Origin of the sequence: Roseivivax lentus, from assembly GCF_900156805.1 — a bacterium.
Taxonomy (GTDB): domain Bacteria; phylum Pseudomonadota; class Alphaproteobacteria; order Rhodobacterales; family Rhodobacteraceae; genus Roseivivax; species Roseivivax lentus.
The window spans coordinates 489,499-513,178 of sequence record NZ_FTOQ01000002.1; the positions used below are offsets into that span (position 1 = coordinate 489,499).

The 23,680-nt window shown below is 66.1% G+C and carries 29 protein-coding genes; all 29 read left to right on the plus strand.

Annotated features, from left to right (window positions below):
* Positions 1-117: 117 nt before the first annotated feature.
* The 29 genes from BW990_RS05980 (at position 118) to BW990_RS06120 (ending at position 23,680) form a co-directional block, all read left to right on the plus strand.
* The gene (locus BW990_RS05980) at positions 118-2,067 is read left to right on the plus strand and encodes an acetyl/propionyl/methylcrotonyl-CoA carboxylase subunit alpha (protein ID WP_076445961.1); all 1,950 of its coding nucleotides are present in this window, start codon (positions 118-120) and stop codon (positions 2,065-2,067) included.
* Positions 2,064-2,726 carry a glutathione S-transferase family protein gene (locus BW990_RS05985; protein ID WP_076445963.1) on the plus strand — a complete coding sequence of 221 codons (663 nt, stop codon included), beginning with the start codon at positions 2,064-2,066 and terminating at the stop codon, positions 2,724-2,726. The genes BW990_RS05980 and BW990_RS05985 overlap by 4 nt, the downstream gene beginning before the upstream one ends.
* Positions 2,723-3,592, plus strand: a complete 870-nt coding sequence (locus BW990_RS05990; protein WP_076445964.1) for a hydroxymethylglutaryl-CoA lyase — start codon at positions 2,723-2,725, stop codon at positions 3,590-3,592. Before BW990_RS05985 ends, BW990_RS05990 begins: the two co-directional genes overlap by 4 nt.
* Entirely contained in the window at positions 3,585-4,367 is a 783-nt protein-coding gene (locus tag BW990_RS05995; protein ID WP_076445966.1) for a crotonase/enoyl-CoA hydratase family protein, read from the plus strand. Before BW990_RS05990 ends, BW990_RS05995 begins: the two co-directional genes overlap by 8 nt.
* A gap of 589 nt (positions 4,368-4,956) precedes the next feature.
* Positions 4,957-5,322 (plus strand): NADH-quinone oxidoreductase subunit A, encoded by a 366-nt coding sequence (locus tag BW990_RS06000; protein ID WP_076445968.1) that lies wholly within the window; start codon positions 4,957-4,959, stop codon positions 5,320-5,322.
* A complete protein-coding gene (locus BW990_RS06005; RefSeq protein ID WP_076445969.1) occupies positions 5,322-5,846 on the plus strand; it encodes a NuoB/complex I 20 kDa subunit family protein in 525 nt (174 codons plus the stop codon). The genes BW990_RS06000 and BW990_RS06005 overlap by 1 nt, the downstream gene beginning before the upstream one ends.
* Before the next feature lie 9 nt (positions 5,847-5,855).
* A complete protein-coding gene (locus tag BW990_RS06010) occupies positions 5,856-6,476 on the plus strand; it encodes an NADH-quinone oxidoreductase subunit C (protein ID WP_076445971.1) in 621 nt (206 codons plus the stop codon).
* Positions 6,473-6,655: a hypothetical protein gene (locus BW990_RS06015; protein WP_234990170.1), complete on the plus strand. Its 183-nt coding sequence runs from the start codon at positions 6,473-6,475 to the stop codon at positions 6,653-6,655. The genes BW990_RS06010 and BW990_RS06015 overlap by 4 nt, the downstream gene beginning before the upstream one ends.
* A gap of 5 nt (positions 6,656-6,660) precedes the next feature.
* Positions 6,661-7,053 carry a nuclear transport factor 2 family protein gene (locus BW990_RS06020; protein WP_076445972.1) on the plus strand — a complete coding sequence of 131 codons (393 nt, stop codon included), beginning with the start codon at positions 6,661-6,663 and terminating at the stop codon, positions 7,051-7,053.
* Positions 7,054-7,063: 10 nt separating this feature from the next.
* Positions 7,064-8,281, plus strand: coding sequence for an NADH-quinone oxidoreductase subunit D (locus BW990_RS06025; protein ID WP_076445974.1), 1,218 nt, complete (start codon positions 7,064-7,066; stop codon positions 8,279-8,281).
* Positions 8,282-8,333: 52 nt separating this feature from the next.
* Complete coding sequence (locus BW990_RS06030; RefSeq protein WP_076445976.1) at positions 8,334-8,654, plus strand: hypothetical protein; 321 nt, start codon at positions 8,334-8,336, stop codon at positions 8,652-8,654.
* 119 nt (positions 8,655-8,773) lie between these two features.
* Entirely contained in the window at positions 8,774-9,886 is a 1,113-nt protein-coding gene (locus tag BW990_RS06035) for an NADH-quinone oxidoreductase subunit E (protein WP_076445978.1), read from the plus strand.
* A gap of 79 nt (positions 9,887-9,965) precedes the next feature.
* Positions 9,966-10,862: a hypothetical protein gene (locus BW990_RS06040; protein WP_076445995.1), complete on the plus strand. Its 897-nt coding sequence runs from the start codon at positions 9,966-9,968 to the stop codon at positions 10,860-10,862.
* 26 nt (positions 10,863-10,888) lie between these two features.
* Positions 10,889-11,104, plus strand: a complete 216-nt coding sequence (locus tag BW990_RS06045; RefSeq protein ID WP_076445997.1) for a DUF5337 domain-containing protein — start codon at positions 10,889-10,891, stop codon at positions 11,102-11,104.
* Positions 11,105-11,107: 3 nt separating this feature from the next.
* On the plus strand, positions 11,108-12,397 hold the full coding sequence (gene nuoF, locus BW990_RS06050; protein ID WP_076445999.1) for an NADH-quinone oxidoreductase subunit NuoF: 1,290 nt from the start codon (positions 11,108-11,110) through the stop codon (positions 12,395-12,397).
* A gap of 39 nt (positions 12,398-12,436) precedes the next feature.
* Entirely contained in the window at positions 12,437-12,862 is a 426-nt protein-coding gene (locus tag BW990_RS06055) for an MAPEG family protein (RefSeq protein ID WP_076446000.1), read from the plus strand.
* 302 nt (positions 12,863-13,164) lie between these two features.
* On the plus strand, positions 13,165-13,296 hold the full coding sequence (locus tag BW990_RS22440) for a hypothetical protein (RefSeq protein ID WP_268794326.1): 132 nt from the start codon (positions 13,165-13,167) through the stop codon (positions 13,294-13,296).
* A gap of 100 nt (positions 13,297-13,396) precedes the next feature.
* A complete protein-coding gene (locus BW990_RS06065; RefSeq protein WP_076446004.1) occupies positions 13,397-13,729 on the plus strand; it encodes a hypothetical protein in 333 nt (110 codons plus the stop codon).
* A 159-nt stretch (positions 13,730-13,888) separates the two neighbouring features.
* On the plus strand, positions 13,889-14,317 hold the full coding sequence (locus BW990_RS06070) for a DUF5333 domain-containing protein (protein WP_234990171.1): 429 nt from the start codon (positions 13,889-13,891) through the stop codon (positions 14,315-14,317).
* Between the two features lie 8 nt (positions 14,318-14,325).
* A complete protein-coding gene (nuoG, locus tag BW990_RS06075) occupies positions 14,326-16,350 on the plus strand; it encodes an NADH-quinone oxidoreductase subunit NuoG (protein ID WP_076446006.1) in 2,025 nt (674 codons plus the stop codon).
* A 5-nt stretch (positions 16,351-16,355) separates the two neighbouring features.
* Positions 16,356-16,754, plus strand: a complete 399-nt coding sequence (locus BW990_RS06080) for a hypothetical protein (protein WP_076446382.1) — start codon at positions 16,356-16,358, stop codon at positions 16,752-16,754.
* A 7-nt stretch (positions 16,755-16,761) separates the two neighbouring features.
* A complete protein-coding gene (gene nuoH, locus BW990_RS06085) occupies positions 16,762-17,799 on the plus strand; it encodes an NADH-quinone oxidoreductase subunit NuoH (RefSeq protein WP_076446008.1) in 1,038 nt (345 codons plus the stop codon).
* A gap of 39 nt (positions 17,800-17,838) precedes the next feature.
* Positions 17,839-18,333 (plus strand): NADH-quinone oxidoreductase subunit NuoI, encoded by a 495-nt coding sequence (gene nuoI / locus BW990_RS06090; protein WP_076446010.1) that lies wholly within the window; start codon positions 17,839-17,841, stop codon positions 18,331-18,333.
* On the plus strand, positions 18,330-18,737 hold the full coding sequence (locus tag BW990_RS06095) for a carboxymuconolactone decarboxylase family protein (protein ID WP_076446011.1): 408 nt from the start codon (positions 18,330-18,332) through the stop codon (positions 18,735-18,737). Before nuoI ends, BW990_RS06095 begins: the two co-directional genes overlap by 4 nt.
* Complete coding sequence (locus BW990_RS06100; protein ID WP_076446013.1) at positions 18,734-19,336, plus strand: NADH-quinone oxidoreductase subunit J; 603 nt, start codon at positions 18,734-18,736, stop codon at positions 19,334-19,336. The genes BW990_RS06095 and BW990_RS06100 overlap by 4 nt, the downstream gene beginning before the upstream one ends.
* Positions 19,337-19,508: 172 nt before the next feature.
* On the plus strand, positions 19,509-19,814 hold the full coding sequence (gene nuoK, locus BW990_RS06105) for an NADH-quinone oxidoreductase subunit NuoK (protein WP_076446015.1): 306 nt from the start codon (positions 19,509-19,511) through the stop codon (positions 19,812-19,814).
* A gap of 4 nt (positions 19,815-19,818) precedes the next feature.
* Positions 19,819-21,891, plus strand: a complete 2,073-nt coding sequence (nuoL, locus tag BW990_RS06110; RefSeq protein WP_076446018.1) for an NADH-quinone oxidoreductase subunit L — start codon at positions 19,819-19,821, stop codon at positions 21,889-21,891.
* Positions 21,891-22,124, plus strand: coding sequence for a hypothetical protein (locus BW990_RS06115; RefSeq protein ID WP_076446020.1), 234 nt, complete (start codon positions 21,891-21,893; stop codon positions 22,122-22,124). The genes nuoL and BW990_RS06115 overlap by 1 nt, the downstream gene beginning before the upstream one ends.
* A complete protein-coding gene (locus tag BW990_RS06120; RefSeq protein WP_076446022.1) occupies positions 22,124-23,680 on the plus strand; it encodes an NADH-quinone oxidoreductase subunit M in 1,557 nt (518 codons plus the stop codon). The genes BW990_RS06115 and BW990_RS06120 overlap by 1 nt, the downstream gene beginning before the upstream one ends.

Below are 23,680 nucleotides of genomic sequence, written 5' to 3' on the forward strand. Positions count from 1 at the left end.
GCGGACGCAGCGCCCGTGGCCGGGGCGGGAGCGAGGGGCCAGCCCCTCGCGCTCCCCGGAGGTATTTCCGGTCCGGTCGTGACATGGGCGGTGCGCGCCGCCCCGAGGAGGGACGCGATGTTTGAGAGGATCCTGATCGCCAATCGCGGCGAGATCGCCTGCCGGGTGATCGACACCGCCCGCGCCATGGGGGTGGACACGGTCGCGGTCTATTCGGAGGCCGACCGGGGTGCGCGGCATGTGGCGATGGCCGACCGGGCGGTGCATATCGGCGGGGCGGCCCCGTCCGAGAGCTATCTGCGCGGTGATGCGATCGTCGCGGCGGCGCTCGAGACCGGCGCGCAGGCGATCCATCCGGGCTACGGGTTTCTGTCCGAGAACCCCGATTTCGTCGAGGCGGTGGAGGCGGCGGGGCTCGTCTTCATCGGGCCGTCGGCGGCGGCGATCCGCAAGATGGGGCTGAAGGATGCCGCCAAGGCGCTGATGGAGGAGGCCGGCGTGCCGGTCGTGCCGGGATATCACGGCGCCGACCAGGATCCCGGTCTTCTGCAGGTCGAGGCGGCGAAGATCGGCTACCCGGTCCTGATCAAGGCCGTGGCGGGCGGCGGCGGCAAGGGCATGCGGGTGGTCGAGGTCGAGGCGGATTTCGCCGAGGCGCTGGCCTCCGCGCGGGCCGAGGCGCGGGGCGCTTTCGGCAACGACGCCGTGCTGATCGAGAAATTCGTGACCCGGCCGCGCCATATCGAGGTGCAGGTTTTCGGCGACGGGACCTCGGCGGTTCACCTTTTCGAAAGGGATTGTTCGCTACAACGCCGCCACCAGAAGGTCATCGAGGAGGCCCCCGCCCCCGGCATGACGCCCGAGATGCGCGCCGCCATGGGCGAGGCGGCCGTGCGCGCGGCGGAGGCCATCGGCTACAAGGGCGCGGGCACGGTGGAATTCATCGTCGACGGCTCGGGCGGGCTGTCGCCGGACGGGTTCTTCTTCATGGAGATGAACACCCGGCTGCAGGTCGAGCATCCGGTGACCGAGGCCGTGACCGGCATCGATCTGGTCGCATGGCAGCTGCGCGTCGCGGCGGGCGAGGGGCTGCCGCTGGCGCAGGACGCCATCCCGCTCGAGGGCCATGCCTTCGAGGCGCGGCTTTACGCCGAGGACGTGCCGAAGGGCTTTCTGCCCGCGACCGGGCGGCTCGATCACCTGGTCTTCGGGGCGGGGGCGCGGGCGGATACGGGTGTGCGCGCGGGCGACGCGATCAGCCCGCATTACGACCCGATGATCGCCAAGCTGGTGACCCACGGGCCGACCCGCGACATCGCCCTTGCGCGGCTGGCGCAGGCGCTGGACGAGACGCAGGTGGCGGGCACGGTCACGAACCTCGCCTTCCTGGGCGCTCTGGCCCGGCATGGGGACTTCGCCGCGGGCAAGGTCGATACCGGGCTCATCGGGCGCGACCTCGCGGCGCTGGTCGCCGCACCGGCGCCCGGTCCCGCGATCTGGGCCGAGGCCGCGCTGTGTGCGGCAGGGCTCGACGGGCCGGCGGCGGCGCATCAGGGCTTCACGCTCTGGCAGCCGCTGAGCCAGCGGGTCGTGCTGATGCGCGACGGGTCCGATCCGGTGGTCGTTTCGCTGTCGCCCGAGGGCCCGGACCAGGTAGGCGTCACGACGCCCGAGGGCGACATCCGGGCCGAGCGGCGCGCCGGACGCTGGCATTTCGGCGAGACGCCCGCCGCGGGCGCCGTGCGCCATGGCGACCGGGTCACCGTCTTCGCGGGGTTCGGGCAAAGCTTCGCCATCGTCGATCCGCTCGCGCGCGCCGCATCGGCCCATTCCGCCGACGTGATCGACGCGCCGATGCCGGGCCGGGTGGCGCGGGTCCTCGTGGGCCCCGGCGACAGCGTCGCGGCGGGCGACCGGCTGGCGGTGCTCGAGGCGATGAAGATGGAGCATGCGCTGAAGGCCGGGCGCGACGGCGTCGTCGCCGAGGTGCTGGTCGCCGAGGGCGATCAGGTCGAGGCGGGCGCGGCGCTTCTCCGGCTCGCCCCCGACGAGGAGGCGGCGGCATGATCCGGCTGCATCATGTCCCGCTTGGCCGCTCCTTCCGGGTGATGTGGCTGCTGGAGGAGCTGGGCCTCGATTACGAGGTCGCCTATTACTCGATCCGCGACGGCTCCCTGCGCAGCCCCGATTTCCTCGCGCTGTCGCCCGCGGGCCGGGTGCCCGCGCTCGAGATCGGTGGCGAGGTGCTGTTCGAAAGCGGCGCGATCCTGCAGGTCCTGTGCGAACGCCATCCCGAGGCGGGTCTCGCCCCGGAGCCGGGCGCGCCGGATCGTGGCATGTACCTGGAAATGATGCATTATTCGGAAACCGTCGGATCGCTGGTCGAGAACCTCAACCTCAACCGCGTCTTCCTGCGCGACCCCGCCGATGCCTCGCCCGTGGTGATCAAGCTGCTGACCGCGCGGCTCCGCGCCGCCCTCGGCGCGATCGATGCGCGGATGGCGCACGCGCATCTCCTGCCCTCGGGCTTTTCCGCCGCCGACATCATGTTCGCCTACGGGTTCGAACTGGCGCGCTACTACGTCCAGATGGCGCAGTTTCCCGCCCTCATGGCCTATTGGGACCGCCTGCGCGCGCGGCCCGGATACATCGCCGCCAAGGCCCGCGACGGCGTGCAGGACCTCTATGACCGGGACTTCTACCCGCTGCCCGAGGCCGCCACATGACCGGGCGGGTGGAGATCTTCGAGGTCGGACCGCGCGACGGGCTGCAGAACGAAACCGCCGAGATCTCCGTCGCGGGCAAGGTCCGCCTCATAGACTGCCTGAGCGGCGCGGGCTTCCGCCGGATCGAGGTGGCCTCTTTCGTCAGCCCGAAATGGGTGCCGCAGATGGCCTCCTCGGGCGCGGTGCTGGCGGCGATCACCCGCGCGCCGGGCGTCTCCTATGCCGCGCTCACGCCCAACATGAAGGGGCTCGAGGCCGCCATCGCCGCGCGCGCCGACGAGGTGGCGATCTTCGGCTCGGCCTCCGAGGGCTTCTCGAAGGCCAATATCAACGCGACCATCGCCGAAAGCCTCGAACGCTTCGCGCCGGTGGCCGAGGCGGCGCGCGCCGCGAACCTGCCGGTGCGCGGCTATGTCTCCTGCGTGGTCGAATGCCCCTATGATGGCCCCGTCGCGCCCGAGGCGGTGGCGCGGGTCGTGGCCGCGCTGCGCGACATGGGTGTCTACGAGGTCAGCCTCGGCGATACGATCGGGCGGGGCAGGCCGGAGGCGGTCGACGCCATGCTCGGCGCCGTGCGGAACGAGATGCCCGCCGACGCCCTCGCGGGCCATTTCCACGACACGGCGGGCCGCGCGCTCGACAATATCGAGGTGGCGCTGGGCCATGGATTGCGGGTCTTCGACGCCGCCGTGGGGGGGCTGGGCGGCTGCCCCTACGCGCCCGGGGCCGCGGGCAACGTGGCGACCGAGGCGGTGCATGACTGGCTCATCGCGCTGGGCTTCGAGACCGGGCTCGACCGCGCGGTCCTGGACGCCGCGGCAAGGATCGCGCGGGACCTGCGCGCGGGAAAGGACGCAGATGGCTGATTTCATCCGGACAAGCCGGGACGAGCGCGGGGTGGTCACGCTGCGGCTCGCGCGGCCCGACAAGCACAACGCGCTTTCGTCGCAGATGATGACCGAGCTCGAGGCCGAGGCGCAGACGCTGGCCGCCGATGCGACCTGCCGCGTGGTGATCCTCGCCGCCGAGGGGCCGACCTTCTGCGCGGGTGGCGATCTGGCCTGGATGCGCGACCAGCGCGGAATGGATGCCGCGACCCGCAAGCGCGAAAGCCGCCGCATCGCCACCGCGCTCGGCGCGCTGGCCGAGTTGCCGCAGCCGCTGATCGGGCGCATCCACGGCAATGCCTTCGGTGGCGGCGTGGGGCTCGCGGCGGTCTGCGACGTGGCCATTGGCGTCTCGGGTGCCAAGATGGGGCTGACCGAGACGCGACTCGGGCTTCTGCCGGCCAATATCGGCCCCTACGTGATCGCGCGGATGGGGGCGGCGCGGGCGCGCGAGGTGTTCATGAATGCCCGCATCTTCGAGGCCGAGGAGGCGGTGCGCCTCAACCTTCTGACCCGTGTCGTGCCGCCCGACGCACTCGATGCCGCCGTGGAGGCCGAGGTCGCGCCCTATCTGGAATGTGCGCCCGGGGCGGTCGCGGCGGCCAAGGCGCTTCTGGGCGATCTCGCGGGCCGCGTCGGGGCGGCGGAGGTCGACATGGCCATCGACGCGCTCGCCGCCCGGTGGGAGACCGAGGAAGCCGCGGAAGGCCTCGATGCGTTCTTCGAGAAGCGTCCGCCGCGCTGGCGCGGCTGAGGCGTCGCGCAGGCCTGCGCCATCCCGCCCGTGACCTATCCGAACGGATAGGTGATCCGATCCCTTCGCGCCGCCCACTTTGCATAAAAGTCGGGCTATGGTGCCCGAGTCCCGAGCGACGGATGGATGCGCAATGACCGTCCGTTGCCGCGATACCGGGAAGGATGGGGATCGACTCCGGGATCGTAGCGACCAGCCCGCGCAAGACGGGAGCTAAAAGACGCACGGCCCTGCCGGGTGCTGGCCATAAAAGGGGTCTGCGGTGTGCAAATGGCGTCTGCTTCGGCAGGCGCCTTTTTTTCGCGGCGCGCATCGAAGCCCCGACGGCAAGGGCCCCGCCCGCAGGCGGAGGTGCGTCCCGCCCCGGTGCCCGGCAGACAGGCCGCGCGTTCCAGCCTGCGGCCTACTTTCGCAGATCCCCTGAAACCGGGCTCCGGACACCTCCAAAGCGGGCTGCGCCCGTTGACCCCCGGCATGTGCGGGGATAGATGAATTCTAACGCTGCATGCAGATGCGTGCCGCACAGCCACGGCCTGCTGCCGCGCGGCGGGCACGAAATGTGCGAGACTAAGGGAAAGGACCGATCCCCGTGGATGACTTGCTGAGGGAATATCTTCCGATCCTCGTGTTCCTGGCCATCGCCATCGGCCTCGGGCTCGTGCTGATCCTCGCCGCGGTGGTGATCGCGGTGCGCAATCCCGACCCCGAGAAGGTGTCGGCCTATGAATGCGGCTTCAACGCCTTCGACGATGCGCGGATGAAGTTCGACGTGCGGTTCTACCTCGTGTCGATCCTGTTTATCATCTTCGACCTTGAGATCGCCTTCCTGTTCCCGTGGGCGGTGGCCTTCTCCGAGATCTCGATGCCCGCCTTCTGGTCGATGATGGTGTTCCTCGGCGTGCTGACGATCGGCTTTGCCTACGAATGGAAGAAAGGGGCCCTCGAATGGGAGTGATGACAGGCGCGAACACGGCGGGCGCGGACCGCGAAGTCGCCGTTCAGAATCTCAACCGGGAGCTGACCGACAAGGGCTTCCTGCTGACCTCCACGGAGGACATCATCAACTGGGCGCGCACCGGCAGCTTGCACTGGATGACCTTCGGTCTGGCCTGCTGCGCGGTCGAGATGATGCAGACCTCGATGCCGCGCTATGACGCCGAGCGCTTCGGCGTGGCGCCGCGCGCCTCCCCGCGTCAGTCCGACCTGATGATCGTCGCGGGCACGCTCACCAACAAGATGGCGCCGGCGCTGCGCAAGGTCTACGACCAGATGCCCGAGCCGCGCTATGTCATTTCCATGGGCTCCTGCGCCAATGGCGGCGGCTATTACCATTACAGCTACAGCGTCGTGCGCGGCTGCGACCGGATCGTGCCCGTCGATGTCTACGTGCCGGGCTGCCCGCCCACGGCCGAGGCGCTGCTTTACGGCATCCTCGCGCTGCAGCGGAAGATCCGCCGCACCGGCACGCTGACCCGTTAAGGAGGCGCCATGAGCACCGCAATGCAAGAACTCGGCGGCTATATCGAGGCCAAGCGCCCCGATTGCGTCGTCTCCTGGGAGGTCACCCGCGGCGAGTTGTGCGTCAACGTGGCGCCCGCGAACATCCGTGGCCTCGTCGAGTGGCTGAAGGCCGAGCCGACCTGCCGTTTCACCACGATGATCGACATCACGGCGGTGGATTACCCCGAACGCGCCAAGCGCTTCGACGTGGTCTACCACTTCCTGTCGATGCATCAGAACCACCGCATCCGCCTGAAGGTCGCGGTGCGCGAAGAGGACATCGTGCAGTCGATCACCTCGGTGCATCCCTCCGCCGATTGGTTCGAGCGCGAGATTTTCGACATGTTCGGCATCCTCTTCTCGGGCCACCCGGACCTGCGCCGGATCCTCACCGATTACGGCTTCCGCGGGCATCCCCTGCGCAAGGATTTCCCGACCACGGGTTATGTCGAGGTGCGCTATGACGAGGTGCAGAAACGCGTGGTCTACGAACCCGTGAGCCTCGTGCAGGAATACCGCCAGTTTGACTTCATATCCCCGTGGGAAGGCGCCGAATACGTGCTGCCGGGCGACGAGAAATCCGACGTGCCCGCAGGGGACAAGGCATGATGGGAGGCGGCGGCATCCTTTGGCTTCTGATCGTGGGCGCGCTGGTCGTGATCCCGTTCTGGAAGCTGTTGCCGCGCTTCGGCATCCCGAACTGGGTGGCCATATTCGCGATTTTTCCCGTCGTGGCGCTGATCCTCCTGTGGGTGATGGCGTTCAAAGACGACGGTCTGAGAGGGTAGGGCGGATGGACGGCGTCACCGGCAACGACCACGAAGCCATTCGTTCTCTGGCGCAGGCGTATTGCGAGGCGATCCACCATTCGACCCCGGAGGTGTTCGTCGAGATGTGCCACGACAACTTCCTGATGACCGCCGCGGACGGCTCGGGCGGGGCGCAGTTCTGGGACAAGATCGCGTATCTTGCGCGCGTCGGCGGGCGCGATCCGTTCCCCGGCGCGCCGTCATACGAGATCCTCGACCTGGACGTGGCCGGCGGCGAGATCGCCCGCGCGCATCTCTGGGTGGACGTGCCGCCCCGGCGGTTCGAGGATCATCTGGGTTTCATCCGCGTGGACGGCGCGTGGAAACTGATCACTAAAGTGTTCCGGACCATGGACGGTCCGGCTCTGGAAGGTTGAGGAGAACGTGATGGACGGCTCCAAATTCGACGATGTGCAGACGCAGGAACAGCGGATCCGCAACTTCAACATCAATTTCGGCCCCCAGCACCCGGCGGCCCATGGTGTGTTGCGGCTGGTGCTGGAGCTCGATGGCGAGATCGTGGAGCGCTGCGACCCGCATATCGGGCTTCTGCACCGCGGCACCGAGAAGCTGATGGAAAGCCGCACCTACCTGCAAAACCTGCCCTATTTCGACCGGCTCGATTATGTCGGCACGATGAACCAGGAACATGGCTGGTGCCTTGCCATCGAGAAGCTGACCGGTGTCGAGGTGCCGCGCCGCGCGCAGCTCATCCGGGTCCTGTTCTGCGAAGTGGGCCGCATCCTGAACCACCTTCTCAACGTGACCACGCAGGCCATGGATGTGGGCGCGCTGACGCCGCCGCTCTGGGGCTTCGAGGAGCGCGAGAAGCTGATGCAGTTCTACGAGCGCGCCTCGGGCGCGCGCCTGCACGCGGCCTATTTCCGCCCCGGCGGCGTGCATCAGGATCTGCCGCCCGAGCTTCTGGACGACATGGAAGCTTGGTGCGATCCGTTCCTCGCGGTGCTCGGCGATATCGACGGGCTGCTGACCGAGAACCGCATCTTCAAGCAGCGCAACGTCGATATCGGCGTCATCACCGAGGAAGACGCCCAGGATTGGGCCTTCTCGGGCGTGATGGTGCGCGGCTCCGGCATGGCCTGGGACCTGCGCCGCGCGCAGCCCTATGAATGCTACGACGAGTTCGAGTTCCAGATCCCCGTCGGCAAGAACGGCGATTGCTACGACCGCTACCTCGTCCGCATGGAAGAGATGCGCCAGTCGATCCACATCATGCGCCAGGCCATCGAAAAGCTGCGCCTGCCCGAGAATCAGGGCGACATCCAGGCGCGCGGCAAGATCACCCCGCCGAAGCGGAGCGAGATGAAGACCTCGATGGAGGCGCTCATCCACCACTTCAAGCTTTATACCGAGGGCTTCCACGTCCCCGAGGGCGAGGTCTATGCCTGCGTCGAGGCGCCCAAGGGCGAGTTCGGCGTCTATCTCGTGGCGGACGGCTCCAACAAACCCTACCGCGCCAAGATCCGCGCGCCGGGCTACGCGCATCTGCAGGCGATGGATTTCATGGCCAAGGGGCACCAGCTCGCGGATGTGGCGGCGATCCTCGGCTCGATGGATATCGTCTTCGGCGAGGTGGACCGCTAGGGCCCCAGAGGGTACGACACGCGGATTACGAAAAAAACGAGGGACCCGCGCAATGAACCTGACCCGCTGGACGCTTCTGGCTGCCGTGACGGCGCTCGCCGCCTGCGAAATGCCCCCCGAGGGCACCAATGAGCAGGATGTCGCGAATTTCGACACCGCCGTAGCGTCGATCGGCTGCAACCTCGTCGACGAGGGCGATTACCAGGCGCTGGAAATTCAGACCGGACTCAACCGGCTGCAATTGCAGGAAATGGCCGCCTTCCGGGTCGAGACCGGCGCTGCGGCGCGGCTGACCAATGGCGGCATGCGGCTGGTCACGGGGTCCTGTGCCCCGGTCGAGACGGCCGAGGCGCCCGCGGAGGATGCGGGCTGATATTCAGGGGCCGGGTCCGCGCCGCGCCGGCGGCGGACCGGTCCGAACCGATGATGAGGGGGCAGGGCGCGCCACCGCGCCCCCGTCCCGAAACGCGCAGCGACGCGATAGGATGAACGATGCTGAGACGACTGCACCCCGACCAACCGGACAGCTTCGCCTTCACGCCTGAGAACCAGGCCTGGGCCGAGACGCAGATCACCAAGTTTCCCAAGGGCCGCCAGGCCTCCGCGATCATCCCGCTTCTGTGGCGGGCGCAGGAACAGGAAGGCTGGCTGACCCGTCCCGCGATCGAGCATGTCGCGGCGATGCTCGACATGGCCTATATGCGGGCGATGGAGGTCGCGACCTTCTACTTCATGTTCCAGCTGCAGCCAGTGGGCTCGGTCGCGCATATCCAGGTCTGCGGCACCACGTCCTGCATGATCTGCGGCGCCGAGGACCTGATCGCGGTGTGCCGCGACAAGATCGCCAAAAAGCCGTTCCAGCCCGGCGCCGACGGCAAGCTCAGCTGGGAAGAGGTCGAGTGCCTCGGCGCCTGCGCCAACGCGCCGATGGCCCAGATCGGCAAGGATTACTACGAGGACCTGACCGCCGAACGCTTCGCCGAGATCCTCGACGAACTGGCCGCGGGCAAGGTTCCGACGCCCGGCCCGCAGCAGGGCCGCTTCGCCTCCGAGCCTGCCATGGGCTTGACATCCCTCAAGGATCTCGAGGGCGGCAACGCGCATAACGCCTCCGTCGATCTGGCGGTGACCATCGGCGACACGGTCAAGCGGATCGACGGCACCGAGGTGACGCTCGAGGCGCCCTGGCACGATTTCAGCCAGGAAAAGGGCGATGCTAAGCCCGGCCACGGCACCGTCAAGGCGCCCGAACGCCCCGTCGACGAGACCGGCATCGACAAGCGGCAGGCGCCCGCGCAGGGCAAGGCGCATCCCGAGACCTTCGCGCCTGCCGAAGCAGCCGAGGCCGCCGAGGAAGATATGGGCGAGAAGCCCGCGACGCTCGACGCCCCGCGCGGCGATGCGCCGGACGACCTCAAGCGGATCAAGGGCGTCGGTCCGAAACTGGAGAAGCTGCTGCACGAGCTGGGCTTTTTCCACTTCGACCAGATCGCGTCCTGGACCGAGGCGGAGGTGACCTGGGTCGACCACCATCTCGAGGGCTTCAAGGGCCGTGTCAGTCGTGACGCATGGGTCGCTCAGGCCAAAGAGCTTGCCGCGTCCTGAAGTGAGAGTTTGCTTCCCGTGAAAAATTGGGCATCGTGTCTCCTAACTATGCACAAAAACACGGACAGGGAGTGAAAACATGAGTGCATCGAAGGGTGGAATGAGCTGCCAGACGGGTTGCTGGGCGCTCGCTGCAGGCGTTGGCCTGATTGTATTCGTGCTTTTGCTCGTGATGGGTGAAAGCGGCTGGATCGCCTCGATCTTCCTGGGCGGCGTGGCTTTCGTGGTGCTGGGCTTCGTCTTCAGCTGGATCTTCTGCAAGCCGCTGACCAAACCCGCCGAGGCCGCGATGGCGCTGAAGACACCCGGCTCCGCCGGGGTCAAGCCGGGATCGGCCGGGGTGAAACCGGGCAGCGCGGGCGCCGATGCGGCAGTTCCCTCTGCCCCCGCCTCCTCTTCGGGGGGCTCTGCCTCCACCTCGGGATCGCCCGCGACGACCGGCGCCTCGCTGCCCGGCTCGACGCCGGTGGCCGCCGATGCCGAAGCCGGCGCCAAGGTGAAGCCCACGACCCAGCTCAAGGGTCAGGAGGAACTGGCGTCCAAGAAGGGCGAATGGAAATACGACGGCGGCAAAGGCGGCGCGGCCAAGCCCGAAGCCGACGCGCCGGAGCCGGTGATGGCCGCGGGCGCCTCCACGGGCGCGGACAAGGATGCCGCGACCGCGGCGAGCCTCGATCCCGACGCGCCGCAGGACAAGCCCGCGACGCTGGACGGTCCGCGCGATGGCAGCGCCGACAACCTCAAGGAAATCAAGGGTGTGGGTCCCAAGCTCGAGATCATGCTGAACGAGATGGGCTTTTACCATTTCGACCAGATCGCGAACTGGTCGGCGTCCGAGGTGAACTGGGTCAACCAGAATCTCACGGGCTTCAAGGGCCGCGTGACCCGTGACGACTGGGTCGCGCAGGCTAAGATCCTCGCGGAGGGTGGCGACACCGAATTCTCCAAGCGCGTCGACAAGGGCGACGTGTACTGATCCGCTAAGGAGGCGGTCTGCAAGCGATGAACAGCGACGATCTGGCACGGCGGGGGCGTCGAATTGCCCTCATCATCGCCGGGACCGGCGTGTTATGGATCGCGTCGACCGCAATCGGGGTGTCACAGGGCTGGACGGCCCGCACCCAGGCCCTGTTCGACCTGGCGGCGCTCGCCGGGTTCGGATGGGCTTTATGGATGATTTATGGGCTCTGGCGGGACCGCCAGAAGGACAAGGACTGAACGATGCTGCAAGATCAGGACCGGATCTTCACCAATATCTACGGGATGGGGGACCGCACGCTCCAGGGCGCGCAGGCGCGCGGCCACTGGGACGGCACGGCCGATCTGATCAAGAAGGGCCGCGACTGGATCATCGACGAGATGAAGAAATCGGGTCTGCGCGGCCGTGGTGGCGCGGGCTTCCCGACGGGGCTCAAATGGTCCTTCATGCCCAAGGAATCGGACGGGCGTCCGGCCTATCTCGTGGTCAATGCCGACGAGTCGGAGCCGGGCACCTGCAAGGACCGCGAGATCATGCGCCACGACCCGCACACGCTGGTCGAGGGCTGCCTGATCGCGTCCTTCGCGATGCAGGCCCATGCCTGCTATATCTACATCCGCGGCGAATATATCCGCGAGAAAGAGGCGCTGCAGCGCGCCATCAACGAGGCCTATGATGCGGGTCTCGTGGGCAAGAACGCCGCCGGATCGGGCTGGGATTTCGACATCTACCTCACCCACGGCGCCGGCGCCTATATCTGCGGCGAGGAAACCGCGCTCATCGAAAGCCTCGAAGGCAAGAAGGGCATGCCGCGCATGAAGCCGCCCTTCCCGGCGGGCGCGGGCCTGTATGGCTGCCCGACCACCGTGAACAACGTCGAAAGCATCGCCGTCGTGCCGACCATCCTGCGCCGCGGCGCGGATTGGTTCGCGGGCTTCGGACGCCCGAACAACGCAGGCACGAAGCTTTTCGCGGTCTCGGGCCACGTCAACAACCCCTGCGTCGTCGAAGAGGCGATGAGCATCTCCTTCGAGGAGTTGATCGAGAAGCATTGCGGCGGCATCCGCGGCGGCTGGGACAACCTCAAGGCGGTGATCCCCGGCGGCTCCTCGGTGCCCTGCGTGCGCGGCGAGAAGATGCGCGACGCGATCATGGATTTCGACTACCTGCGCTCGGATCTGCAATCGGGCCTCGGCACCGCCGCCGTCATCGTGATGGACAAGGACACCGACATCATCAAGGCGATCTGGCGGCTGTCGAAGTTCTACAAGCACGAAAGCTGCGGCCAGTGCACGCCCTGCCGCGAGGGCACGGGCTGGATGATGCGCGTGATGGACCGGCTGGTGCGCGGCGACGCGGAGGTCGAGGAGATCGACATGCTGCTCGACGTGACCAAGCAGGTCGAGGGCCACACGATCTGCGCGCTGGGCGACGCCGCGGCCTGGCCGATCCAGGGCCTGATCCGCAACTTCCGCGACGAGATCGAGGACCGCATCAAGCACAAGCGCACGTCGCCCATCGCCGCCGAATGACGATGGCTGTCCGGGCCGCTGCGTCGAAAGGGACATGACATGGACACCTTGGTGCAATACGGCCACGCGGTTGTGGCACTTGCGGCGACGACGTTCTTCGGACTGCTGGTCGGCCCGCTGACCGCAGTGGCGAAGATGACCGGCGGCCTGCAGGCGGGATCGACGCCCGAACAGGATTACGGCAACCGCCTCTATCGCTTCAACCGCGCCTATCTGAACCTCGTCGAGACGATGGGCTTCTTCGTGGCCTCGGTTGCCGCCGCGATCCTCGCGGGGGCCTCGCCCTACTGGGTCAACCTGCTGGCCTCGGTGTTCTTCGTCAGCCGCCTCGTGCTCTTCGCGGTGCATGCGGCGGGGATCGGGCCGATGAATTTCGGGCCCCGCACCTTCATCTACGTGGTGGGCTGGCTGTGCTGCCTCGTGATGTCGGTCATGGCGATTCTCGCGATCCTTAGCGCGGCCTGAGCCGGGGCACGTCGCCCGCACGGCCGCGACGCGTCGCGGCTTTCCAGGTAATGCCGAATGATAAACTATGCTTTTCACTGGGCCGCCGACCTCGCGCGTTCACCCTTGGAAAGGTAGAAATGCCGAAAAGCCGTATCCCGTCCGTCCCGCGCAAGTCTCGGAAAGCCTCCTCCGTGGCGCTTGCCACGCGATACCTGTTCTTGTGGAACGCAAAGAGCATTTACTACTGCCGGAATTGCAGGAAAATGCGGTCTTTCTATTGGCAGTACTGCCTGCATTGCGAATGGGAGAATCCCGTTCTGATGCGGCAACCCGCGTGGTGGGCCGGGTGGGGCAAGGCGGTGCTCGGCGGCCTTGCGCTGACGCTCGGAATTGTCGTGATCGCATATGGCTACCATTGGCTGTGGGGCACGGGGTTTCCGGGACTGCAATGAGCGCGCCCCGCGCCGATCGCTGACGCGGCGTGGCGCCACCTGCTTGAAAAAGTGGGCAAACAAGGCGACAAGGTCACAAGCGACCGATCGGAGTATCACCATGCGATCCATTATTGTGCTGAGCGCAGCCATGCTGAGCCTCGCGGCCTGCGGCATCGGCGCCGAGCGGATCGCCTTCGAGGGCAATTATTACCGCGCCAGCGCCAGCGCACCGGCCAAGGATCGCGCGAACTTCACCGCCGTGGCGGGCCCGGCGAGCCAGGGTGCCGAAGGGGCCGCCGCCGCGGCCCGGCACGAGGCGGTCCGCCATTGCGTGCGCTACCTCGGCACGTCCGTCATTGACTACGCGGTGCCGGCGGGCACGCCCGCCGGGGCGCTGCCCCGCGACGGCGACCGCGTCGTGCTGCGGGGCACCTGCATCGAAAAGGGCTGACTTCTGCTCCGACCCGCTGCCCGACGCGCTGCGACCCCGCGAAGTGTTGAAACCGGGCGGCTTTTCGCTTGTGATATTGGATAGCGCGCCCTTCAGGCCCCATCTGGAGCGGAGAGAGGTCGGTCCCCGACCGGCACCGCAATCAGCAAGGAGACGCCCATGTCCCGCAAGATCGCCCCGATGATCCCCCGTGTCGCGCTGGCCCTGATGCTCGGCCTCGGCGCCCAGACCGCCTCCGCGCAGGCCAAGCCGCCGCTGTCGCAGGTGGCCGAGATCGACGACGCGCTGCTGATGATCGCCATCGCCGACGAGGTCCGCAACAAGTGTGACACCATCGAGGCGCGCATGTTCAAGGCCTGGAGCACGATCAACGCGCTCGAATCCCGGGCCAAGCGAATGGGGTATAGCGACGAGGAGATCGAGGATTACGTGACCTCGAAAGCCGAGAAAAAGCGCATGCGCAAGCGCGGCGAGGCCATTCTGAAGGCGCGCGGTGTCGCATTGGATAACGACGCCGACTATTGCACCTTTGGACGTGAGGAAATAGCCAAGGGCAGCCAGATTGGCGTCCTTCTGAAGGAAAGGTGAGACACGACATGTCAGACCTCCGCAAGGTGAACATCGACGGACAAGAGATCGAGGTGGACGGCGCGATGACGCTGCTCCAGGCCTGCGAGGAAGCGGGCCGGGAGATTCCGCGCTTCTGCTACCACGAGCGGCTGTCGATTGCCGGCAATTGCCGGATGTGTCTGGTCGAAGTCGTGGGTGGGCCGCCGAAGCCCGCCGCGTCCTGTGCGATGCAAGTCCGCGATCTGCGTCCCGGCCCCGAAGGCCAGCCGCCGCAGGTCAAGACCAACTCGCCCATGGTCAAGAAGGCCCGCGAAGGGGTTATGGAGTTCCTGCTCATCAACCACCCGCTCGACTGCCCGATCTGCGACCAGGGCGGCGAATGCGACCTGCAGGACCAGGCGATGGCCTACGGCGTCGATTTCTCGCGCTACCGCGAACCCAAGCGCGCCGTGGAAGACCTCGATCTCGGCCCGCTCGTTGAGACGCACATGACGCGCTGCATCTCCTGCACCCGCTGCGTGCGCTTCACCACCGAGGTCGCGGGCATTTCGCAGATGGGTCAGACCGGCCGCGGCGAGGATGCGGAGATCACCTCCTATCTGGGCGAGACGCTCGATTCGAACCTGCAGGGCAACATCATCGACCTGTGCCCCGTCGGCGCGCTCGTCTCCAAGCCCTACGCCTTCACCGCGCGCCCCTGGGAGCTGACCAAGACCGAATCGATCGACGTGATGGACGCGCTCGGCTCCTCCATCCGGGTGGATACCAAGGGCCGCGAAGTCATGCGCTTCCTGCCGCGCAACCATGACGGCACGAACGAGGAATGGATTTCCGACAAGACCCGCTTCGTCTGGGACGGCCTGCGCCGCCAGCGGCTCGACAAGCCCTATGTGCGCGAAAACGGCAAACTGCGCCCGGCCTCCTGGCCCGAAGCGCTCGAAAAGGCGGCAGAGGCGCTGAAGGCGGCGAAGAAGCCCGTGGGTCTCGTGGGCGATCTGGCCTCGACCGAGGCCGCCTATGCGCTGAAGCAGCTCATGGACCGCCTGGGCGGGACCACCGAATGCCGCACCGACGGCGCCGCACTGCCCGCGGGCAACCGCGCGGGCTATGTGGGCACGGCGACGGTCGAGGAACTCGACACCGCCGAGGCGATCATGCTCATCGGCACCAACCCGGCCATCGAGATGCCCGTCCTGAACGCGCGCATCCGCAAGGCCTGGGCCGCGGGCGCGTCGGTCGGCCTGATCGGCGAAGCCGTTGATCTGACGTATGATTACGATCATCTGGGCACCGACCCGGCGACCATCACCGATCTTCTGGACCGTGATCATTCGGACGTGGCCGAGAAGCCGTCGGTCGTGATCGTGGGCCAGGCGGCGCTGACCCGCGAAGACGGCGCGGCGGTCCTCGCCAATGCGATGGCGCTGGCCGAGGCGACCGGATCGACCTTCATGGTCCTGCACAGCGCGGCGGGCCGTGTGGGCGCGATGGATGTGGGCGCTGTCACCGAAGGCGGGATCGCCGCCGCGCTCGACGGCGCGGACGTGATCTTCAACCTCGGCTCCGACGAGATCGAGATCGCCAAGGGCGCGACGGTCATCTACCAGGGCAGCCACGGCGACCGCGGCGCGCATCGCGCCGACGTGATCCTGCCCGCCGCCGCCTATACCGAGGAGCAGGGCCTCTTCGTGAACACCGAAGGCCGCCCGCAGCTGGCGCTTCGCGCAAGCTTCGCGCCGGGCGAGGCCAAGGAGAACTGGGCGATCCTGCGGGCGCTCTCTGCCGAGGCGGGCCAGCAGCTGCCCTACGACAGCCTCGCGGAGCTGCGCGCGGAGATGGTGAAGACCGCACCGCATCTCGCGGAGCTCGACATGGTGCCGGAAAACGACTGGCAACCGGTCGAGGCCTCGGGCGGGATGTCGGACGCGCCCTTCGGGCAGGCGATCGCGGATTTCTACCTGACCAATCCCATCGCCCGCGCAAGCCAGCTCATGGCCGAGCTCAGCGCCAATGCCAAGGCGCGCAGAGAGACCAAGATCGCGGCGGAGTGACCGCGATGCGCGGCGCGCGGCTCTGGTCCCTGGCGCTGGCCGCTGGCCTTGTCTCGGCCTGCGGCCCGGCCGGGCAGGGGCCCGACGCGCCGTTCCAGCCGCGCTACGCGGGAATCGAGACGCGGCTCCTCGATGGCGACCTCGTGCAGTTCCTCGTCGAGATGCGCGGCGCCCGCGATGCAATCGACGTCGAAAACTATGCGGAATGCGCCGCAGCGCAGTATGCTCTGATCCGCGGCTACGGATTCGCGCGGCATTTGCGCACAAATGTCGACGAAGAGGGTGGTCTCTGGCGCGCAGATGCGATTTACACCATCTCGCCAGCGCTGCCCCGCGGGCTAAAGACGATCGACGCCGAAGTCATCGCTCAGGCCTGCGCGGAAAACGGAATACCGATGGTGTGAGGACCCGATGTCTGACTTCCTGATGTCCCCCGGCGGTACCGCCCTGATCATCGTGGCCCAGTGCCTCGCGGTTCTGGGCTTCGTCATGGTGAGCCTGCTGTTCCTGGTCTACGGAGACCGGAAAATCTGGGCCGCCGTACAGATGCGGCGCGGCCCCAACGTGGTCGGCGTCTTCGGCCTCTTGCAGACCGTGGCCGACGCGCTGAAATACGTGGTCAAGGAGGTGGTGATCCCTGCGGGCTCGGACCGCGCTGTCTTCATCCTCGCGCCGCTCACCTCCTTCGTGCTCGCCATGGTGGCTTGGGCGGTTATCCCGTTCAACGACACCTGGGTACTCTCGGACATCAACGTCGCGATCCTTTACGTCTTCGCGATCTCGTCGCTCGAGGTCTATGGCGTGATCATGGGCGGCTGGGCGTCGAACTCGAAATATCCCTTCCTCGGATCGCTCCGCTCCGCCGCGCAGATGATCTCCTACGAGGTCTCCATCGGTCTCATCATCATCGGCGTGATCCTCTCCACCGGGTCGATGAATTTCGGCGACATCGTGCGCGCGCAGGATACCGGCTACGGCTTCTTCGGCTGGTACTGGCTGCCGCATTTCCCGATGGTCTTCCTGTTCTTCATCTCGGCGCTGGCCGAGACCAACCGCCCGCCCTTCGACCTGCCCGAGGCCGAATCCGAACTCGTCGCGGGCTACCAGGTGGAATATTCCTCGACGCCGTTCCTGCTGTTCATGGCCGGCGAATACATCGCCATCTTCCTGATGTGCGCGCTGACCACGCTCTTGTTCTTCGGCGGCTGGCTGTCGCCCATCCCGTTCCTGCCCGATGGGCCGATCTGGATGGTCGCCAAGATGGCGTTCTTCTTCTTCCTCTTCGCGATGGTGAAGGCGATCACCCCGCGCTACCGCTACGACCAGCTGATGCGGCTGGGCTGGAAGGTTTTCCTGCCCTTCAGCCTCGTCTGGGTGGTCTTCGTGGCCTTCGCCGCCAAGTTCGACTGGTTCTGGGGTATCTTCGCACGCTGGAGCACCGGGGCCTGAGCCTTTGAAACCGCGATCCAAACAGTCTAGGGACGTAACATGACCCAAACAGACTTCTCCCGCCGCGCCGGCTACTTCCTGCTCGCCGATTTCTGGGTCGGCATGAAGCTCGGGCTGAAATACTTCTTCGGTCCCAAGGCCACGGTGAATTACCCGCACGAGAAGGGCCCGCTTTCGCCGCGCTTTCGCGGCGAGCATGCGCTGCGCCGCTATCCCAACGGCGAGGAACGCTGCATCGCCTGCAAATTGTGCGAGGCGATCTGCCCCGCCCAGGCCATCACCATCGATGCCGAACCCCGCGAGGACGGCTCGCGCCGCACCACGCGCTACGACATCGACATGACGAAATGCATCTATTGCGGCTTCTGCCAGGAGGCCTGCCCGGTCGATGCCATCGTCGAGGGCCCGAATTTCGAGTTCACCACCGAGACCCGCGAGGAGCTGTACTACGACAAGCAGAAGCTTCTCGAGAACGGCGACCGCTGGGAAGCCGAGATCGCCCGCAACCTCGAGCTGGACGCGCCCTACCGATGACCGACAGTCAGAACCCGTTCGAGTTTTTCATGCGGCAGGCGCAGGAGATGGCCAAGGCCTGGAACCCCGCGCTCGAGACCCTGAACACCCGCGAGATCGAGAAGTTCTGGCCGACCATGCCCAAGGACTTCATGGAGATGTCCTTCGGCAAGGGCCTCTCCAAGGACGGGCTCGATGCGAAGACGCGGCTGCTGTTGACACTGGCCGGGCTGACGATGCAAGGCGCGCAGGCGGAGACGCCGTTCCGCATGAACGTGCGCCACGCCATGGAGGCGGGCGCCACCAAGGACGAGATCGCCGAGACCATCGCGCAGATGTCGATGTTCGCCGGCATTCCCGCCATGACCCGCGCGATGGAGCTGGCGCGGTCGGTCATGGAAGACACGGAGGACGATGCGACATGAGCGTCTTTGCCTTTTACCTCTTTGCCATTTCGACCCTCGCGGGCGGGCTCTTCACCGTGGTCAGTCGCAACCCGGTGCATTCGGTGCTGTGGCTGATCCTGGCCTTCCTGTCCTCGGCGGGCCTCTTCGTGCTGCTGGGCGCGGAATTCGTCGCGATGCTCTTGATCATCGTCTATGTGGGCGCGGTCGCGGTGCTCTTCCTCTTCGTGGTGATGATGCTCGATATCGACTTCTCGGCGCTCAAGGCGGAGATGGCGCGTTACATGCCGCTCGCGCTCCTGATCGGGATCGTGATCCTGATGCAGTTCGTGCTGGCCTTCGGCGCGTGGGAGACGGCCCCCGGCGCGGCCGAGAACCTCGCCCAGGCGATCCCCGTCGACCGGCACAATACCGAAGCGCTGGGGATGATCCTCTATGACCAGTATTTCCTGCTGTTCCAGCTCGCGGGCTTGATCCTGCTGGTGGCGATGATCGGCGCGATCGTGCTGACGCTGCGGCACCGGTCGGACATCAAACGGCAGGACGTTCTGGCCCAGATCTACCGCGATCCGAAAACCGCGATGGAGCTTCGGGACGTGAAGCCGGGCCAGGGCCTCTGAGAGCGATATCCGGCGCGGATATCGCTCCGGAAAATTGACGAATTTTCCGGTCCCGGGCGGGAAGGCCCGGATCGGAACACGACGCGGAGGACGGCGCGGCCGTTTTCTTCGCCAAGAAAACGGGGCGGAAAATCCGTGATTTTCCGCGCCCAAGACGGACGAGGGACCGAGAATGATCGGACTGGAACATTACCTGACGGTGGCGGCGGCGTTGTTCGTCATCGGCATCTTCGGGCTCTTTCTCAACCGCAAGAACGTCATCATCTTGCTGATGTCGATCGAGCTCATGCTGCTCGCGGTCAACATCAACCTCGTGGCCTTCTCGTCGTTTCTCGGCGATTTGGTGGGGCAGGTCTTCACCCTCTTCGTGCTGACCGTCGCCGCCGCGGAGGCCGCCATCGGCCTCGCCATCCTCGTCTGCTTCTTCCGCAACCGCGGCACCATCGCGGTCGAAGACGTCAATGTGATGAAAGGCTGAGGGCATGGAAACGATCATCCTCTTCGCCCCGCTCGTGGGCGCGCTGATCGCGGGATTCGGCTGGCGGATCACCGGCGAACGGGCCGCCATGTGGATCACCACCGGCCTGCTGTTCCTGGCCTGCGCCTTTTCCTGGATCGTCTTCCTCACCCATGACGGCGTGACCGAGCAGATCCAGATCATGCGCTGGATCGAAAGCGGCACGCTCTCGACCGACTGGTCGATCCGCCTCGACCGGCTGACCGCGATCATGCTGATCGTGGTGACCACGGTTTCGGCGCTCGTGCACCTCTATTCCATGGGCTACATGGACCACGACGCGAACTTCAAGGAAGGCGAGGTCTACAAGCCCCGCTTCTTCGCGTACCTGTCGTTCTTCACCTTCGCGATGCTGATGCTGGTGACTTCGGACAACCTCGTCCAGATGTTCTTCGGCTGGGAGGGCGTGGGCGTCGCCTCGTATCTCTTGATCGGCTTCTACTACAAGAAACCCTCGGCCAATGCCGCCGCGATGAAGGCCTTCATCGTCAACCGCGTGGGCGATTTCGGCTTCGCGCTCGGCATCTTCGGGCTCTTTTTCCTCGTGGATTCGGTGCGCCTCGACGACATCTTCGCCGCCGCCCCCGAGATCGCCGAGACCCAGCTCACCTTCCTCTGGACGGAATGGAACGCCGCGAACCTGATCGCCTTCCTGCTCTTCGTCGGTGCGATGGGCAAATCCGCCCAGCTCATCCTGCACACCTGGCTGCCCGACGCGATGGAAGGCCCGACGCCCGTCTCGGCGCTCATTCACGCCGCCACCATGGTCACCGCGGGCGTCTTCCTCGTCTGCCGCATGTCGCCCTTGATGGAATTCGCGCCCGAGGCGATGGCCTTCGTCACCTTCCTCGGCGCCACTACCGCCTTCTTCGCGGCCACGGTCGGCCTGGTGCAGAACGACATCAAGCGCGTCATCGCCTATTCGACCTGTTCGCAACTCGGCTACATGTTCGTGGCCGCGGGCGTCGGCGTCTATTCGGTGGCGATGTTCCACCTCTTCACCCACGCCTTCTTCAAGGCGATGCTGTTCCTCGGTGCGGGCTCCGTCATCCACGGCATGCATCACGAGCAGGACATGCGGAACTACGGCGGGTTGCGCAAGAAGCTGCCCTATACCTTCTGGGCGATGATGATCGGCACGCTCGCCATCACCGGCGTCGGCATTCCGCTCACGGGCTGGATCGGCTTTGCGGGCTTCGCGTCGAAGGATGCGGTGATCGAGTCGGCCTATGTCGGCAGCCAGGGCGGCTATGCCTTCTGGATGCTGGTGATCGCGGCGCTCTTCACGAGCTTCTATTCCTGGCGGCTCATCTTCCTCACCTTCTTCGGCGAGGCGCGCGGCGACAAACACACCCACGAGCACGCCCATGAAAGCCCGACGGTCATGCTGGTCCCCCTGGGGGTCCTGGCCGTGGGGTCGGTCCTGGCCGGTGCGATCTGGTATTCGAGCTTCTTCGGCAAGACCAACGAGGTGGTGAAGTTCTTCGGCGGCGAATACACCGAACCCGCGCCGGAACTGGTCGAGGCCGTGGCCGAACGCAGCCCCAAGGCTTCCGAGCTGCACTACGTCATGGCCAGCGCGCCGGGCGAGGCCGCGATCTACATCGCACCCGAGAACACCGTCCTGCACGAGGCGCATTACGTGCCCACATGGGTAAAGCTGTCGCCCTTCGTGGCGATGCTGATCGGCCTCGGGGTGGCGTATCTCTTCTACATCGTGAACCCGGCCCTGCCGCGCCAGCTCGCGGAAAGCCAGCGCCCGCTCTACCTGTTCCTGCTGAACAAGTGGTATTTCGACGAGATCTACGACTTCCTCTTCGTCCGGTCCGCCAAGGCCCTCGGCCGCTTCCTGTGGAAGCGCGGTGACGGCGCGACCATCGACGGGGCGATCGACGGGCTGTCGATGGGCGTGGTGCCCTTCTTCACCCGCCTCGCGGGGCGCGCGCAGTCCGGCTACATCTTCACCTATGCCTTCGCCATGGTGGTGGGCATCGCGGTCCTCATCACCTGGATGACCCTGTTCGGGGGGGCGCGCTGATGCCGCCGGAATTCTACGTCATCGCCTTTGTCCTCGTCGTCGTGATGGGTCTGTCGGCGTTCTATCTCGGCGACGACCGGCGCAATGTGCGGGATCTGTCCCGCGTCGACCTCGTGGTCGGTGGTGCCGGCCTGTTCGTGGCGACCATGTATTACGTGTCGATCCTGATTGCGGTCCTGATCGTGTGTCTTCCAATCGCTCTGTTCCTGGCCTGGTGGGGAGAACTTTTCTAATGGATAACCTTCTGTCCATCGTCACCTTCCTGCCCGCGCTCGCCGCGGCGATCCTCGGCATCTTCCTGCGGGGCGACAGCGCGGCGGCGGCCCTCAATGCCAAGCGCGTGGCGCTTTACGCGACCGTTGCGACCTTCCTCATCTCGCTGGTGATCCTCGCGCAGTTCGATCCGAACGATACCGGCTTCCAGATGGTGGAAGAGGGCGCGTGGCTTCTCGGGCTCAACTACAAGATGGGGGTCGACGGCATCTCGGTGCTGTTCGTGCTGCTGACCACGTTCATGATGCCGCTCGTCATCGCGGCAAGCTGGGACGTGACGCACCGCGTCAAGGAATACATGATCGCCTTCCTCGTCCTCGAGACGCTGATGCTCGGCGTGTTCATGGCGCTCGACCTGGTGCTCTTCTACCTGTTCTTCGAAGGCGGGCTGATCCCGATGTTCCTCATTATCGGCATCTGGGGCGGCAAGAACCGCATCTATGCGAGCTTCAAGTTCTTCCTCTACACCTTCCTCGGCTCGGTGCTGATGCTGGTGGCGATGGTGGCGATGTTCGCCGATGCGGGCACCACCGACATCCCGACGCTGCTCAACCACCAGTTCTCGGCGGCGGGCATGAGCGTGCTCGGCATCCACATCGTGGGCGGCATGCAGACGCTGCTGTTCCTCGCCTTCTTCGCCTCCTTCGCGGTGAAGATGCCGATGTGGCCCGTGCATACCTGGCTTCCGGACGCGCATGTGCAGGCCCCGACCGCGGGCTCCGTGGTGCTGGCGGCGATCCTTCTGAAGCTCGGCGGATACGGCTTCCTGCGCTTCAACCTGCCGATGTTCCCCATCGGCTCCGAGGTGATCGGCCCCTTCATCCTGTGGCTCTCGGTCATTGCCATCATCTACACCTCGCTCGTCGCGATGGTGCAGGAGGACATGAAGAAGCTCATCGCCTATTCGTCCGTTGCCCATATGGGCTATGTGACCATGGGCATCTTCGCGGCGAACCAGCAGGGCATCGACGGGGCGATCTTCCAGATGATCAGCCACGGCTTCATCTCGGGCGCGCTCTTTCTCTGCGTGGGCGTGATCTACGACCGGATGCACACCCGCGAGATCGACGCCTATGGCGGGCTCGTGAACCGGATGCCGGCCTATGCGCTGATCTTCATGCTGTTCACCATGGCCAATGTCGGCCTGCCCGGCACGTCGGGCTTCATCGGGGAATTCCTGACCCTGATGGGCGTCTTCCAGGTCAATACCTGGGTCGCGATGTTCGCCACCACCGGGGTGATCCTGTCGGCGGCCTATGCGCTCTGGCTCTATCGCCGGGTGGTGATGGGCGACCTCATCAAGGAGAGCCTGAAGACCATCAAGGACATGACCCGCCGCGAGAAGGCGATCTTCGCCCCGCTCGTGGTCATGACCATCTGGATGGGCGTCTACCCCGCGCCGATCCTCGACCGCATCGGCCCCTCGGTCGAGGCGCTCGTCTCCGATTACGACACTGCCGTGGCCGAGATGCGCGCCACGTCGCAGGTCGCAGAAACAACACTCGAGGATAACTGA

Coding starts and splice junctions, on each gene's coding strand:
- BW990_RS06115 (WP_076446020.1), top strand. CDS start 21,891: ATGCCGCCGGAATTCTACGTCATCGCCTTTGTCCTCGTCGTCGTGATG.
- BW990_RS06005 (WP_076445969.1), top strand. CDS start 5,322: ATGACAGGCGCGAACACGGCGGGCGCGGACCGCGAAGTCGCCGTTCAG.
- BW990_RS06100 (WP_076446013.1), top strand. CDS start 18,734: ATGAGCGTCTTTGCCTTTTACCTCTTTGCCATTTCGACCCTCGCGGGC.
- BW990_RS06120 (WP_076446022.1), top strand. CDS start 22,124: ATGGATAACCTTCTGTCCATCGTCACCTTCCTGCCCGCGCTCGCCGCG.
- BW990_RS06055 (WP_076446000.1), top strand. CDS start 12,437: ATGGACACCTTGGTGCAATACGGCCACGCGGTTGTGGCACTTGCGGCG.
- BW990_RS06045 (WP_076445997.1), top strand. CDS start 10,889: ATGAACAGCGACGATCTGGCACGGCGGGGGCGTCGAATTGCCCTCATC.
- BW990_RS06025 (WP_076445974.1), top strand. CDS start 7,064: ATGGACGGCTCCAAATTCGACGATGTGCAGACGCAGGAACAGCGGATC.
- nuoG (WP_076446006.1), top strand. CDS start 14,326: ATGTCAGACCTCCGCAAGGTGAACATCGACGGACAAGAGATCGAGGTG.
- BW990_RS05980 (WP_076445961.1), top strand. CDS start 118: ATGTTTGAGAGGATCCTGATCGCCAATCGCGGCGAGATCGCCTGCCGG.
- BW990_RS05990 (WP_076445964.1), top strand. CDS start 2,723: ATGACCGGGCGGGTGGAGATCTTCGAGGTCGGACCGCGCGACGGGCTG.
- nuoF (WP_076445999.1), top strand. CDS start 11,108: ATGCTGCAAGATCAGGACCGGATCTTCACCAATATCTACGGGATGGGG.
- BW990_RS06030 (WP_076445976.1), top strand. CDS start 8,334: ATGAACCTGACCCGCTGGACGCTTCTGGCTGCCGTGACGGCGCTCGCC.
- BW990_RS06010 (WP_076445971.1), top strand. CDS start 5,856: ATGAGCACCGCAATGCAAGAACTCGGCGGCTATATCGAGGCCAAGCGC.
- BW990_RS06080 (WP_076446382.1), top strand. CDS start 16,356: ATGCGCGGCGCGCGGCTCTGGTCCCTGGCGCTGGCCGCTGGCCTTGTC.
- nuoI (WP_076446010.1), top strand. CDS start 17,839: ATGACCCAAACAGACTTCTCCCGCCGCGCCGGCTACTTCCTGCTCGCC.
- BW990_RS06035 (WP_076445978.1), top strand. CDS start 8,774: ATGCTGAGACGACTGCACCCCGACCAACCGGACAGCTTCGCCTTCACG.
- BW990_RS05985 (WP_076445963.1), top strand. CDS start 2,064: ATGATCCGGCTGCATCATGTCCCGCTTGGCCGCTCCTTCCGGGTGATG.
- nuoK (WP_076446015.1), top strand. CDS start 19,509: ATGATCGGACTGGAACATTACCTGACGGTGGCGGCGGCGTTGTTCGTC.
- BW990_RS06040 (WP_076445995.1), top strand. CDS start 9,966: ATGAGTGCATCGAAGGGTGGAATGAGCTGCCAGACGGGTTGCTGGGCG.
- BW990_RS06015 (WP_234990170.1), top strand. CDS start 6,473: ATGATGGGAGGCGGCGGCATCCTTTGGCTTCTGATCGTGGGCGCGCTG.
- nuoH (WP_076446008.1), top strand. CDS start 16,762: ATGTCTGACTTCCTGATGTCCCCCGGCGGTACCGCCCTGATCATCGTG.
- BW990_RS06070 (WP_234990171.1), top strand. CDS start 13,889: ATGTCCCGCAAGATCGCCCCGATGATCCCCCGTGTCGCGCTGGCCCTG.
- BW990_RS06020 (WP_076445972.1), top strand. CDS start 6,661: ATGGACGGCGTCACCGGCAACGACCACGAAGCCATTCGTTCTCTGGCG.
- BW990_RS22440 (WP_268794326.1), top strand. CDS start 13,165: ATGCGGCAACCCGCGTGGTGGGCCGGGTGGGGCAAGGCGGTGCTCGGC.
- BW990_RS05995 (WP_076445966.1), top strand. CDS start 3,585: ATGGCTGATTTCATCCGGACAAGCCGGGACGAGCGCGGGGTGGTCACG.
- nuoL (WP_076446018.1), top strand. CDS start 19,819: ATGGAAACGATCATCCTCTTCGCCCCGCTCGTGGGCGCGCTGATCGCG.
- BW990_RS06095 (WP_076446011.1), top strand. CDS start 18,330: ATGACCGACAGTCAGAACCCGTTCGAGTTTTTCATGCGGCAGGCGCAG.
- BW990_RS06065 (WP_076446004.1), top strand. CDS start 13,397: ATGCGATCCATTATTGTGCTGAGCGCAGCCATGCTGAGCCTCGCGGCC.